The sequence below is a fragment of the Pseudomonadota bacterium genome (assembly GCA_008501635.1).
In the GTDB taxonomy this organism is placed as follows: Bacteria; Pseudomonadota; Gammaproteobacteria; order QQUJ01; family QQUJ01; genus QQUJ01.
The window spans coordinates 43,110-56,220 of the sequence record QQUJ01000029.1 but is presented as its reverse complement, the minus strand read 5'-3'; the positions used below and the strand labels follow the sequence as shown (position 1 = coordinate 56,220).

The 13,111-nt window shown below is 54.9% G+C and carries 11 protein-coding genes; 6 read left to right on the top strand and 5 right to left on the bottom strand.

What is annotated here, in order from left to right; all coding sequences use genetic code 11:
• Positions 1-4 precede the first annotated feature (4 nt).
• Positions 5-763 (top strand): pyridoxine 5'-phosphate synthase, encoded by a 759-nt coding sequence (locus DWQ09_16730; GenBank protein ID KAA3626331.1) that lies wholly within the window; start codon positions 5-7, stop codon positions 761-763.
• Positions 760-1,140 carry a holo-ACP synthase gene (locus tag DWQ09_16725; GenBank protein ID KAA3626330.1) on the top strand — a complete coding sequence of 127 codons (381 nt, stop codon included), beginning with the start codon at positions 760-762 and terminating at the stop codon, positions 1,138-1,140. Before DWQ09_16730 ends, DWQ09_16725 begins: the two co-directional genes overlap by 4 nt.
• 33 nt (positions 1,141-1,173) lie before the next feature.
• Here the strand turns inward: DWQ09_16725 and DWQ09_16720 are convergent, their stop codons facing one another.
• The 3 genes from DWQ09_16720 to DWQ09_16710 are packed head-to-tail and all read right to left on the bottom strand — an operon-like array spanning position 1,174 to position 7,877.
• On the bottom strand, positions 1,174-4,806 hold the full coding sequence (locus DWQ09_16720) for a response regulator (GenBank protein KAA3626329.1): 3,633 nt from the start codon (positions 4,804-4,806) through the stop codon (positions 1,174-1,176).
• Entirely contained in the window at positions 4,803-5,789 is a 987-nt protein-coding gene (locus DWQ09_16715; protein KAA3626328.1) for a hypothetical protein, read from the bottom strand. Before DWQ09_16715 ends, DWQ09_16720 begins: the two co-directional genes overlap by 4 nt.
• A 39-nt stretch (positions 5,790-5,828) precedes the next feature.
• The gene (locus DWQ09_16710) at positions 5,829-7,877 is read right to left on the bottom strand and encodes a TonB-dependent receptor (GenBank protein ID KAA3626327.1); all 2,049 of its coding nucleotides are present in this window, start codon (positions 7,875-7,877) and stop codon (positions 5,829-5,831) included.
• A 138-nt stretch (positions 7,878-8,015) separates the two neighbouring features.
• Here DWQ09_16710 and DWQ09_16705 point away from each other — a divergent pair, with 138 nt between their 5' ends.
• Positions 8,016-8,906 carry a cysteine synthase CysM gene (locus DWQ09_16705; protein KAA3626428.1) on the top strand — a complete coding sequence of 297 codons (891 nt, stop codon included), beginning with the start codon at positions 8,016-8,018 and terminating at the stop codon, positions 8,904-8,906.
• 57 nt (positions 8,907-8,963) lie between these two features.
• Complete coding sequence (locus tag DWQ09_16700; protein KAA3626326.1) at positions 8,964-10,301, top strand: 23S rRNA (uracil(1939)-C(5))-methyltransferase RlmD; 1,338 nt, start codon at positions 8,964-8,966, stop codon at positions 10,299-10,301.
• Between the two features lie 39 nt (positions 10,302-10,340).
• Here DWQ09_16700 and DWQ09_16695 read toward each other — a convergent pair whose 3' ends face one another.
• On the bottom strand, positions 10,341-10,775 hold the full coding sequence (locus DWQ09_16695; protein ID KAA3626325.1) for a gamma-glutamylcyclotransferase: 435 nt from the start codon (positions 10,773-10,775) through the stop codon (positions 10,341-10,343).
• Positions 10,776-10,826: 51 nt separating this feature from the next.
• Here DWQ09_16695 and DWQ09_16690 point away from each other — a divergent pair, with 51 nt between their 5' ends.
• Together DWQ09_16690 and DWQ09_16685 are read left to right on the top strand one after the other, a co-directional pair.
• On the top strand, positions 10,827-11,297 hold the full coding sequence (locus DWQ09_16690) for a CYTH domain-containing protein (protein KAA3626324.1): 471 nt from the start codon (positions 10,827-10,829) through the stop codon (positions 11,295-11,297).
• Positions 11,294-11,797, top strand: a complete 504-nt coding sequence (locus tag DWQ09_16685; GenBank protein KAA3626323.1) for a L,D-transpeptidase — start codon at positions 11,294-11,296, stop codon at positions 11,795-11,797. Before DWQ09_16690 ends, DWQ09_16685 begins: the two co-directional genes overlap by 4 nt.
• Before the next feature lies 1 nt (position 11,798).
• On the opposite strand, the gene trxB is transcribed toward DWQ09_16685, so the two are convergent.
• The gene (gene trxB / locus DWQ09_16680) at positions 11,799-12,770 is read right to left on the bottom strand and encodes a thioredoxin-disulfide reductase (GenBank protein KAA3626322.1); all 972 of its coding nucleotides are present in this window, start codon (positions 12,768-12,770) and stop codon (positions 11,799-11,801) included.
• Positions 12,771-13,111 lie beyond the last annotated feature (341 nt).

Sequence of the window (13,111 nt, the reverse complement as noted above, 5' to 3'; positions counted from 1 at the left end):
ACCAATGACTGATCACACACTCAATTGCACTGGTGATATCGCGTTAGGCGTCAACATTGATCATATTGCTACCCTACGGCAGGCTCGTGGTACCAGATACCCAGACCCGATACAGGCAGCGTATGCGGCGGAGATGGCGGGCGCGGATGGAATTACCGTTCACTTACGAGAAGATCGTCGTCACATTCAGGATCGTGATATTCAATTACTCCGTGAAACTTTGCAGACTCGCATGAATCTGGAGATGGCGGTTACCGATGAAATGTTGAAACTGGCCTGCAAGATCAAACCACAGCACTGTTGTCTGGTGCCGGAGAAACGAGCAGAGTTGACCACTGAAGGTGGTCTCGATGTGGCGGGTAGTCAGGACCGAGTAAGAGCGGCCGTGACGCAATTGAGTGCGGCGGGTATCTGCGTGTCTCTCTTCGTCGACCCGGATCCGGTTCAGATCAACGCTGCTGCGGCGGTAGGTGCCCCGGTGGTGGAGATTCATACCGGTGCCTATGCAGATGCCACGAGTCGAGAGGAAGCGGAAAAGGAGCTGACTCGTATCGCGGAAGGGGTGGAGTATGCGAAGGAACTTGGTCTTCAGGTGAATGCAGGACACGGCTTGAACTACCACAATGTGAAGTCAGTAGCGGCACTCAAATGGATCCGGGAACTTAATATTGGACACGCCATTGTCTGCCGTGCGCTGTTCGTCGGATTGGACAGAGCGGTCGCGGAGATGAAACGTCTGATGACCGAAGGACGAAAGGGGTGATAGCGGGAATTGGCACGGACATCGTTTCGATTCCACGAGTAGAAGCCTTGGTTCAACGTTATGGCGACAGATTTGCAAAGCGGATTCTCTCAGATGTCGAGTACGAGGAGTATTTACAGGTGGAACGGGCTGCGACATTTCTGGCGAAACGGTTCGCAGCCAAAGAAGCGGCGGCAAAGGCACTGGGAACGGGATTCCAACTCGGAATTGCGAAGCGCGATATATCCGTGAGGCACGATGATTTGGGTAAACCCCTCCTGGTCGTCACCGGAGGTTCACGGGTTGCCTGCGAGCGCATGCAGATCACGCGAACCTGGTTGAGCCTGTCTGATGAGAAGCACTACGCGCTGGCGTTTGTCGTTCTGGAGACCGATTGAACGAATTATGCCCTCTTGCGAAAGGTATAGACTCTAGCGGCTGGATTGCGCATCGTATGCAGTCAAAAGCCGATCAATCTCGCGGTAAATCGCGAGCACGTTCCGATGATAGACGGTTTCGCCCAATTCTTCATCAAGAGTCATTTCCAAGGCCTGGGTGGCCTGTAGCAGCGCTGGTAACGCACAGTAGGCTGCCGACCCCCGCAGTTTGTGTATCTCTTCGCGCAGATCAGACCACGCGCCCTCTTTAAAGAGCTTCTGAATAGTCAGACGATGCGATTGCAGCTGATTGAGCAACATACCAAACAACTCTTCCGCCAGTTTGGTATTCCCGCCACTGGTTCGAGTCGCTGCAGGGATATCACGAATCAGTAGACGTGATACGGGAGGAGTGGCAACGTGCACGTCCTCCCTATTGGAATTCGCTACTACCAGTCGGTATATCATCCGTAGAAGAAGCTGCTCATCAACAGGCTTGCCAAGAAATTCATCCATGCCCGCCTTCAGCACTCTTTCGCGCTCGCCCGGTTGAGCGTTGGCTGTCAATGCAATAATCGGAATGTGCCTGTCTGGTCCCTCGTTGACCCGTATTTCTTCGGTTGCGTGCAGTCCGCTCATCTCAGGCATATGTATATCCATAATGATGAGATCGAAGTCCTGTGTTTTGGCGATTTCCACGGCAGCCATTCCGGACTCCACATGATGTACATCTATGCCTGCATCTCGCAATATGATATTCAGAAGATGCGCGTTGATTTGGTTGTCCTCTACGACCAATACTTTCAAACCATGGAGTCGCGGTCCTTTTTTAGCATCAATTAGGGATGAATCTGTTGCATAATCGCATTCGTTTTTTCGAACCTCCGGGCAGACGAGGCTCGCGAGGCGGTTGTAGAGCTGTTCGGAACGTATAGGCTTGGATACGCACAGCGCACCAAGTTCCTGGCATTCGTGGTTGATCTCCTCCTGGGTATAGGCATTGGAAAGAATAATCACGGGCGCTTCTGTAAGTGCCGATGATTCCCTGACAAATGCCCTGCACTCCATTTTTTCAGAATTGCTCTTATGTAAAAGAACAACAATGACGTCAAACGCGTTGTTCCGCTTCTTTGCTTGTTTGATTAACTTCAGTGCCGATTTGATATCGGGGGCCTCTTCCGCGGTAAAACCGAAGACTTCCAATGTATGCCGTATGGCGAGACGGGCGATGGATGATCCATCAAGCACCAATGCACGCAGACCGGATAGTGGATTAGGAGATTTTGGAATAGCGGACTGAGTAGAGAGATCTTGTTTGAAAGGCAGCGTGAACCAAAAACTGGACCCCGCTCCCAATTCACTTTCCATTCCAACATCGCCGTTCATCTGTTCAACGAGTTTTTTCGAAATGGCTAAGCCAAGGCCTGTACCCCCGAAGCGGCGGGATTCAGAAGTATCTGCTTGTGCGAATGCGGTGAAAAGGCGATTTTTATCCTGCTCGCTCAGCCCTATCCCGGTGTCCGTAACTCTTATTTGCAGAAACACGTCTTCGCCGTTCTGTTCATCAAGCATGACTCGAACAATAACTGATCCGTCGTGAGTGAACTTTATTGCATTGCCAATGAGATTGATAAGGATCTGACGCACCCGCACCGGGTCGCCAAACAATTGACATGGTACATCGGAGTAGATCAAAGTCACCAACTCCAACTGTTTTTCTGCGGCGGATGGTGCCAGTAGAGATACGGCATCTTCAACACACTCACGCAAGTCAAAAGAGACAACATCGATGTTCAGTTTCCCCGATTCGATTTTCGAGAGATCCAATACATCGTTAATGATAGATAGCAGGTTGTGTGCCGACTTTCTGACAGTAGATACATAATTCTGCTGTTCGCGCGTCAATCGACTGCGTAGCAGAAGATTCGTGAAGCCGACGATACCATTCATAGGCGTGCGAATTTCATGACTCATGTTGGCAAGAAACTCAGATTTGGCGCGTGATGCCGATAAAGCCCTATCGCGGGCATCGGCAAGTTCGCGTTCGGCCTTTATGCGTTGTATTTCTATTGCCGCGCGCCGCGAAACCAGATGAAGAAAGGCTTGCCGAGCCGGTGTCATGGAGATCGCCTTAACGTCGTAAGCCAATAACCAGACAGTTCCGGAGGAACCGCTGTCCAATACCTGTTCTACGACCAACGAAGAAATATTGTTCGAATCAAGGAATTTGCGCTCGGATAAAAGATTCCAGTTAGATTTATTGAATAGTGAAATTCCCGAGCTTTCCGCCAAGGTCAAAAGTTCTCCAACACTCTCAACAGCAAAAGCGGGGGACGCCTTTCTGTTGCGCTCCCAGTGGCCAGTGCAAGTAACCTTCCCTTCCTCACTCTTGGACAATACAAAAGCGGCAAACGAATCGAGGCCTGCTTGAGTGGATCGGGCGATGTCGTCGAACACCTGCCGGTCGGTACCTCCTGCAGAAGCGAGCAATTCCATGGCTATCTCGATATTGCGGCGTTCGGTGATATCGTGTCCGATGCAGATGATGTCGACCAGGTTGCCATCGATATCCAGAACCGGACGATTCGACCACGATATATAAACGCGGCGATTGTCCTTGGTAACCGTAATATCGTCGGGTATCAAGGCCAAATCGGGATTGCTCAATACTGCTGTAAGAGTGGTAGCGGCCTCCTCCGGGAATACAGTGCCGACGACATCACGCCCCAGCAGTTGTTCCGATGAGACACCGAGAAACATTTCGGCGTAGGGATTAACGTAAAGAATGCGTCCCTCAGGGTCCAGCTTCATTATGAAACTGTTGGCGTTTTGCACGAGTTCACGATAGCGTGACTCCTGAACCGCCAGGGCTTCCAGTGAATTGCGGAGGCCTTCAGTGGCGTTCTGCACCTGTTCCTGCAACTGCGCCTGAGAAGACTGCAGCGTAGAGACCATCCGATTGATTCCCGTTTCGAGTTCCAGCAATTCGCCTTCCGAACTTTGCTTGACCCTTGTCGCGAGGTCGCCGGTCTCAATTCGTCGTACAGCCTCCGTCAGAGAAAGTATAGGATCCACTACACCACGACCCAGTCGATAGGCAACCCACCCGCTCAATAAAAGTCCGCCGAACAGAAATCCGACTGCTCGCAGGACAATACTTCGTTGTTCGTTTTTTAACGCCGCCATTGACATTTCGACGCTAACCCAACCTAACTGCGGAGTGCTGCGGCGGGGGTTTTCCTGTCCTGCCCTGATCTCTTCGTCGTAATCGCTCATCGCGACCGAGGTCAAGTCAATGGGCTGATGAATAAGTATTGTTCCACGAGCAGTGGTGCGAGAACCGCGCTGTTCTTCAATCTGATCAATTTCACCCAGATGCAGATCGGTGTCGCCATAGGTCATCAACACCATGCCGCTGGCGTCGCGAATAATTGCAGCTTGAATATTCGGGTCTTCGTCAATTTGTACGGTAACACCCGGGAACCGCAGGTAGGCAAGATTGCCGGAAAAAACAGCGTACTCGCTCATGGTAGCGAGCTGATGCGCGAAACTAAGCCCCCGGTTTCTTAGATTTTCTTCTGCCGCATCCAGGCGGCTGACGACGAAATAACTCAACATGAACAGGGATATGACCAGCGCGGGTACCAGAGCCACCAAAAGTACGCGTTTTCGAATCCCAAGTTTCATTGGTGCTGTTTTTCCAACTCCAGCATGGAATTGAGTAGTTCCTCTGCTTCACCGATGTTCAAGCCAAGTGAACGAGCTACCTGCCGGTTGACGGATACAGAGTAGTAACGAGGTGCCTGTATGCGAAAACGTCCATTATCTGGTGTCCGGAGAAGAGAGGCGGCTTCCTCCGCCATATGGCGACCTATCTGTTCGGGTGACGAATGCACCGCTAACGTAGCGCCTGCACGTACCAGAGCGGCTGAAAACGCAACAATCGGAACGCGGCGCCGGTATGTCGTCAGAAGGATTTTTTGTACGGTAAACCGGTTGTAGATCAAGGGATCGGGCAGGGCCAGAAGAACCTGCCCCTTCTGCAATACACGTTCCAGTGCATGGATCAGTTCCGATTGATCAGATATCTGTTCGATATGCAAGGTCAGCCCTAACCTCTTCGCGTGTTTCTGCAGTTCAGGAAGTGATTCGGCGGAAGAAGGGCCCAGTACCACGCCCAAATCACGTGCATCCGGAATTGCCAGTTTAATCAGGTTGAGAAGACGATACGGTGGTTGGTCGAGGTGAATGCCTGTAACAGACTGAGTGCTACCGTCGACGTCTTTTAGAAATGTTTCCAATGACAATTTGGGCAATAAGCCATGCACCAGGGGCGTACGTCGTTCGAGACTTTTTGTTTGAAGCGCGGCATTGAGCCCAACGGTTATCCACAGAGAGTGCGTCGCGTTGTTGAGCGGTAGCTGTTCATTATCGTAACGAACCACTCGCGGGACACCGCCAATTGTTAGTATACGGTTGAGTCTTTTTTCCAGCTCTGCAATAACTGATTCGTGGATAGTGGATTCTCCTGAGTAGAGAACACCTATCGATCCAGAGGTTTCTGATGCATCGGCGATTGGCAAAACAAGCAGGGAGCACGCGATCGCAACAGACCGCACAATTACTCTGAACGCTCTGATAATGACTGCTTTGATGCGAAGTTTGCGCATTCCTGTTGCCAATTACATCCTCAGTGAACCGGTTGTTTACTAGAATTGCATTAAGATACTGATATAGGCGCGTGTATCGAATAGATTGGTGGAAGAATAGTCTTGATATTGACCGAGAATATTCTGAAATGTGAGCGAAAACTCGGCAGGGTGCCCACCCAGTTTCAGTGACTGCACAACACGAAAATCGAGACGATGTTGTTCCTCGATTATTTGACTGTTGTCGGTATACTGAATTTCGTCGACGGAGTAGTAGGCCAGAACCGTCGAAGCGCCTCCAGCGTATCGATGCAGCCACATCAGACTGAAAGTTTCTTCGGGAACCGATGTCTGAAAGCGGTCGTATAGATTGGTGCTGTCGGCATCTAAATTAGCATATCCCAGATAGAGCCGATCCCTGCTCGTCGGGCGATACTCAAGCTGGACTTCAAGGCCACGAATAACTACCGAATCGCCATTGACACCTGTATGCAGTTGAGACGAACCAGTGAGAATGGGGACACCGTTAAAATCGGCTGGGTACTCTGCAGGCAGCAGGTCGCGGTCGGTGAACAGATTTTCGATTTTTTCGCGGAACAATCTCAGATCACCTGTCAGATGATACCGGGGCAACGAGAATATATAGCCCAGGTCGATAGCTTCAATTTCCTCCGCATCCAATGTATCGGGACCGATATACTGCAAAAGCGCCAGTTGATCCAACGGAGGGGCCAGTGGTGTGTCAATGAGGATCCCATAGTAGGCACGTGATTCAAAAAGGGATGGCGTACGTGTTGCTGTTGAGTAGGATGCGCGCAACGTATGGCCAGGTTTGACTTGATGATTCAGCGCCAGACGTGGAGAAACCGATGTGCCCGTAATGTCGTTCTCTTCCGCCATGACACCGAAGCTCACATGTGTGCCCGGTGAGAATTCCCAGTTTAGATTTCCAAACAGGCGCGATACATCGTTGGTAATAGGGTCGGGTGAATTCCAGAAAGTCTGAGAAATTGCCTCGTCACGACGCAGTTCGGCGCCCCACACTACGTCTATATCCGGGGATGCGGTGAAGACATGCTGAAATTCAATATCGGTACGCCGCCCGGTGCGGCTGAAATCAATATCGGAACTAATCGCAATGGGACCAAAAGGTGGTACGGTCGCTGTTTCGGATGTAAAAAAAGTATCCTTGGTGGTGTAGTTGTTATGATAGAGCTGTAGCCGAACCTCATTGCCCGAACTGAAGGCATGTCGCCACAATCCTTGGACAAAATAGCTTGAACCTTGTTCTTCGCGCTCGAGGGTTGCTTCTACCTCACGGGGCCCTTTGTTTACCCCGGCATGAAATTCGAAGCTGTCCTCGTTAGAGGCCTGGTAGTCGCCGCGGAAGGTGATGAGCTGTACCAACTTGTCATCGTGGTGATTCTCAAACCCTGAGTCGGCTGCTGCCTTAACGCTCACTCGATAGTCAAAATCGCCTACGCTGCCCCCATGTCGGTAATAGGCGTCGGCGATACCATCGCTACCCATGTTGAACTTGACGGCGTTGCCACCATCTTCGAGCGCATGACGTGTCTTGATGCTGATCACCCCAAGAAATGAATTCGGACCGTAGGTGGCTGCGTTTGGTCCGCGTACTACCTCAATACGCTCGATATCTTCCAAGGCAAGCGAGAGATCGGTCCACCTGACACCTCCAAAAGTAGAGGTATAGACGGAGCGGCCATCGACCAGAACCTGCATACGCCGATTGAATGCATCGAGAAGACCGTGATAACCCACCATGCGCTGGTGGCCGTTAACGGACCCGACCACGAAACCCGGTACCAGCCGAAACACATCGGCGAGTTCCCGGGCTCCCGATGCTTCGATCATCTCACGGTCGATTACGGTGATGGCAACCGGCACTTCAGTTAGCGGCTGGCTGAGGCGCGTGGCGGACAGGACGATGGGCAGGTCGCCAAAATAGACGTCGTCCTCCCCCGAACCTGGGGCGGTTTCTCCCCCGGCTGTCGCCGCATGGGTCTGCAGGACCAGCAGCCCAAGAAGCACGGTCCACCGGTGTAGTCCGGTTGATACTTGCTTTGGAAAATCAGCAGTTCGTGGCATGGGTCCCCCCACATGAACGAATTGGTGCGAAATCCCTTTTCGAATTTTGGCTTATCCTACCCCAGCAGTATTCCGCATGTCATTGAGAGGACAATCATTGCGTCGTTTTGGACACCGCAATCCGCTAAAATGGGTACTATGAACTATCCAACAATAGAATCCTTTGTCGGGGGTACACCGCTGGTCCGATTGCAGCGCTTGCCGACTGGCAAGCGCAACACGCTGCTTGTGAAGCTGGAGGGCAACAATCCGGCCGGCTCGGTGAAAGATCGACCGGCATTGAGCATGATCCAGTATGCCGAGGCCCGCGGTGAGATAAAACCTGGTGACGTGCTGATCGAGGCGACCAGCGGCAACACCGGTATCGCGTTGGCCATGGCCGCTGCGATACGTGGTTATCGCATGGTTCTGATCATGCCGGACAATATGAGTACGGAGCGGCTGGCCTCTATGAAGGCCTATGGTGCGGAGATAATCCTGATGACCCGTGAACAGGGTATGGAAGGCGCGCGTGATCTGGCCGACCAAATGGGGCGTGAGGGGAAGGGGTGGGTGCTGAATCAATTCGCCAACAAGGACAATCCTCTTGCGCACTATGAGGCTACCGGTCCGGAGATCTGGCGCGATACTCAGGGTACCATCACCCACTTCGTCAGTTCCATGGGAACCACCGGAACGATTATGGGGGTGTCGCGATACCTCAAAGAGCAGAACCCATCGATTCAAATAGTTGGAGTCCAACCCACCGAAGGGTCGAGTATCCCTGGGATACGGCGTTGGCCGGAGGCGTATCTGCCGAAAATCTTTGAACCCGAACGGGTTGACCGTGTGATCGATGTCGATCAAACCGAAGCAGAGAACACCGCGCGAACGCTGGCCGCAAGGGAAGGTATATTTGCCGGGATCTCTTCCGGGGGTGCCGTGGCCGCAGCACTGCGGCTTGCGGGCGAGGTCGAGGACGCGGTTATTGTATGTATCGTCTGCGATCGCGGCGATCGTTATCTCTCTACGGGCGTCTTCTCAGTTTGAATCTTCTCGCGGTGAAATGGCTCGCGGTCCGTTGACCGCGATCGTCGGGTAATCTTTATGGCTCGTAATAGACGAAATCGACGTCGAATACCCGAGGAACCGGTTCTTCTGAGCATCGAGTCCTTGTCGCACGAAGGCAGGGGGGTCGCCCATCGCAACGGTAAAGCGGTCCTGGTGCATGGAGCACTGCCTGGCGAGGTGGTTCAGGCGCGCATGGTTGCGCGCTACAGCGAGTACGAGAGTGCGGAAGCCATTGCTGTGATCGAGGCGGCGGGCGATCGTGTTGACCCGCTGTGCCTGCATGCCGATCGGTGTGGAGGGTGCAGCCTTCAGCATATGGAGCCTATGGCCCAGATCGCAGCCAAGCAGCAAATCATGCTCGAACAACTGAAACGGATCGGTAAGATTGAACCGCAGCACGTGTTCGAACCGTTGACGGCGCAAGTGTGGGGGTATCGACGCAAGGCACGCCTGGGGGTGCGCCATGTGGCGAAGAAGGGCCGCGTGCTGGTGGGTTTTCGGGAAAGAAACAGCAATTACGTCGCCGAGCTGAACCGGTGCGAGGTACTGGATCCGCGGGTTGGCACCCGTCTTCTCGATTTGTCTTCATTGGTAGGTCAGCTGACGCTGATCGACAGGATTCCGCAAATCGAAGTGGCCGTGGGCGACAATGCCGTGGCATTGGTGTTTCGCAGCCTGGATCAACCCACGGCCGAGGATTGTGAGCTGCTGAAAGCCTTCGGCCGGCGGTACGATATGCAGATCTACCTCCAGCCAGCGGGACCGGATTCACTGCTGCCCCTCTGGCCGGAGTGCCCCGAACTGGACTACCGGCTGGAAACTCACGACGTTCGATTGCAGTTCCTGCCGACCGATTTCACCCAGGTGAACACCAGCCTGAACCAGAAGATGGTCGACAGGGCACTTGAGCTTCTGGAACCCGCGCCGGGCGACCGGATACTGGATCTATTCTGTGGACTGGGTAACTTTACGCTGCCGCTTGCACGCAGCGTAGCCGGGAAGGTTGTCGGAATCGAGGGCGATGCCCAGTTGATCGCGCGGGCTCGCGACAATGCCCGGTTGAACGGTATTGCCAACGCCGAGTTTCAGGTTGCGGATCTGACAGCGACCCTGGCGCATGTCGACTGGTTGCACGCACCCTACGATCGTCTACTGATCGATCCACCGCGCGTCGGAGCGCTCGAGGTGTTGCGGCATATCCCCCGCATTGCGGCGCCGCGCATCGTCTACGTTTCGTGCAATCCGGCGACACTGGCGCGTGATGCCGGGTTACTGGTGCAGGAGCACGGGTACCGCCTGACGGGAGCCGGCGTAATGGATATGTTTCCACATACCGCTCATGTGGAATCGATTGCGGTATTCGACAGGGGATGACCGCGGGGGATGCGGCTGGTTGGCGTCCCAGGCGGGTGGTTAAGCAGGGGGTGACTTGTACCTGCGCACGGCCTGATATTCAGCGGAACGAATGCGTTGACGGAACCGGGTTCGCCCGCGGTAGCGATAGATCCAACATGAGACCGGTACGCCGCCCGGGAGCGCAAAAGCAGTAATGCGTTCCCGCGTGTAGAGTCTTCCGCAATCTTCGTAACGATCCAATCTCGGCCAACAGAACCTGGCGTGGCGGACATGAACGATGACGCCAGGAACCCTGGTCTGGCACTCGGGGTCGGGAACCGCACCCGGATAGCCGCCCAATCGATATAGCCTACCCCGTACGACGGCATCGTTGAGCGGTACAAGACAGCGCTTTAACAGACGATCCAGCGCCGCATCACCCGTACCGGTAAGCAGGGTGCCGTAGACGAACAGCAGGGTAGAGCGGTTTTCCATGGTTTGGAGGCTGACCATAACCTACCCACAAGGATACACTGGGCGGCACCAGGGGCGGGTGGCGTGGCGATGGGAATCGAGATTGAACGTAAATTTCTGACCCGATCGGATGGCTGGAAAGCGCGCGCGGTGCGATCGGTCGCGGTACGTCAGGGATATCTGGCGCGCGGACCGGAGGCCAGCGTCAGAGTGCGCGTAGCCGGCGATCAGGCATGGATTACGATCAAGGGGTGCAGCAGCGGTATCTCACGAGCGGAATTTGAATACCTGGTTCCGCTGGAAGATGCTGAACAGTTACTCGAATTTCATTGTGGTGGACGACATATTGCGAAAACGCGCTACTGGGTGCCCTGCGCCGAGCACACCTGGGAGGTCGATGTTTTTGCGGGTGGCAACAGCGGGTTGGTGCTGGCGGAAATCGAACTGCAGCATGCCGACGAAACATTCGTCCTGCCCGATTGGGCGGGAGCGGAAGTCTCCGACGATCCACGCTATTACAACGCCTATCTTGCGGAACACCCTTATCGGGAGTGGGCATGACAGCAAGCATCGACCGCCCGCGGCACTACCTGCGTATCGATCTCAAGCAGCAACGGTTGGAGATTATCGCGGATGCTCAGTGCCTGGCGAGCTACCCGGTATCGACGGGAAAAGCGGGTGCCGGAGAACGGTCGGGCAGCGCGCAGACCCCAAGGGGGTGGCATCAGGTGCGTGCCAAGATCGGAGCGCGGCAGCCACACGGCGCAGTGTTCACAGCGCGACGCCCTACGGGTGAAGTCTATACAGCGCGGTTGGCCGCCGCCCATCCGGGGCGAGACTGGATACTGACCCGCATTCTATGGCTGAGCGGCCTCGAGACTGGCCGCAACCGACTCGGCATTGTTGATACCATGCGCCGGTTTATCTACATCCACGGTTGCCCCGACAGCGAGCCCATGGGAAGGCCGGAGTCACACGGCTGTATACGCATGCGCAACACGGATATCGTGGAACTGTTCGATCGGATACCGGTGGGTATGCGAGTCTTGATCGAGGAGTGAACTACCCTGTCTGGGTCGATTCCAGCGCATCCAGATAGCGCTCGGCATCGAGTGCTGCCATACACCCGGCACCCGCTGAGGTGATGGCCTGCCGGTACACGGAGTCGGCGACATCGCCAGCAGCGAAGATTCCGGGCACATTGGTTTGCGTCGCGTTGCCCCTTAGCCCGCTCTGAACAGTGAGGTAACCGTGGTCGTCCATCGCCAGCTGCCCCTTGAACATTTCTGTATTGGGGCGGTGACCGATGGCGATGAAGATACCGTGCACATCGAGTTCCTTGGTCGTATCGTCCACGCGGCTGCGCAGGCGCATACCCGTGACTCCGCTGTCGTCGCCCAATACTTCGTCGAGCGTGTGATTCCACTCGATGGTGACGGTTCCCTTGCTGACCCGCTCCATCAGGCGATCCTGGAGGATCTTTTCCGATCGCAGCTGGTCACGGCGATGCACCAGGGTCACGTGTTCGGCGATATTGGCGAGATAGAGCGCCTCTTCCACCGCGGTGTTGCCGCCTCCGATCACCGCCACTTTCCGCCCACGATAGAAGAAACCGTCGCAGGTGGCGCATGCCGAGACACCTTTGCCGCGAAAGTGTTGCTCCGAGTCCAATCCCAGGTACATGGCCGAGGCCCCGGTCGCCACGATCAGTGCATCACAGGTGTACTCGCCAGAGTCGCCCCGCAGGAGAAACGGACGACGTTGCAGGTCGGCCGATTGGATGTGATCGAAGATCATCTCGGTGTTGAAGCGCTCGGCATGTTTGCGCATATCTTCCATCAGACCTGGCCCTTGCATATCCGCTCCGCCGCCGGGCCAGTTTTCCACCTCGGTGGTGGTCATGAGTTGGCCACCTTGCTCCATGCCGGTTATCAGTACGGGATCGAGATTGGCGCGGGCGGCGTAGACGGCCGCAGTGTAGCCGGCTGGGCCGGAGCCGAGGATCAGAAGCCGACAGTGTCGCGGTTCGCTCATGCAAGAGTCTCCAAATGTCAGAGTCGCGGCATTGGTGAGTGCCGCGGGTCAGAAGGTGATCGGGCGCGAGCGGCAGGGCTCTGTCAACGGGTGGTGCCGTCGCACCCGGCAGAAGCGGTGGAAGCTGCGCTGCGAAAGTGCCCAATGGTACGTATTCGCGACGGGAGGGTAAAGCGGGCCACGCGCATGGAGATGCCAGCTGCCTGAGATCGCCGTCACCTCCCGCCGGGGGTGGAATCTGCTATTCTGGCCACCCATCGATACGGTCATCGGCTGCACCCTGCCGGGATCGATGATCGAGGCTGGTCCCCCGACCAGAAAAGGGTGGTTATTGAATGGTA

Excerpts from the sequence above, each read along its gene's own strand:
- DWQ09_16730 (KAA3626331.1), top strand. The coding sequence starts at position 5 with ATGACTGATCACACACTCAATTGCACTGGTGATATCGCGTTAGGCGTC.
- DWQ09_16720 (KAA3626329.1), bottom strand. The coding sequence starts at position 4,806 with ATGAAACTTGGGATTCGAAAACGCGTACTTTTGGTGGCTCTGGTACCC.
- DWQ09_16715 (KAA3626328.1), bottom strand. The coding sequence starts at position 5,789 with ATGCGCAAACTTCGCATCAAAGCAGTCATTATCAGAGCGTTCAGAGTA.
- DWQ09_16710 (KAA3626327.1), bottom strand. The coding sequence starts at position 7,877 with ATGCCACGAACTGCTGATTTTCCAAAGCAAGTATCAACCGGACTACAC.
- DWQ09_16705 (KAA3626428.1), top strand. The coding sequence starts at position 8,016 with ATGAACTATCCAACAATAGAATCCTTTGTCGGGGGTACACCGCTGGTC.
- DWQ09_16700 (KAA3626326.1), top strand. The coding sequence starts at position 8,964 with ATGGCTCGTAATAGACGAAATCGACGTCGAATACCCGAGGAACCGGTT.
- DWQ09_16695 (KAA3626325.1), bottom strand. The coding sequence starts at position 10,775 with ATGGTCAGCCTCCAAACCATGGAAAACCGCTCTACCCTGCTGTTCGTC.
- DWQ09_16690 (KAA3626324.1), top strand. The coding sequence starts at position 10,827 with ATGGGAATCGAGATTGAACGTAAATTTCTGACCCGATCGGATGGCTGG.
- DWQ09_16685 (KAA3626323.1), top strand. The coding sequence starts at position 11,294 with ATGACAGCAAGCATCGACCGCCCGCGGCACTACCTGCGTATCGATCTC.
- trxB (KAA3626322.1), bottom strand. The coding sequence starts at position 12,770 with ATGAGCGAACCGCGACACTGTCGGCTTCTGATCCTCGGCTCCGGCCCA.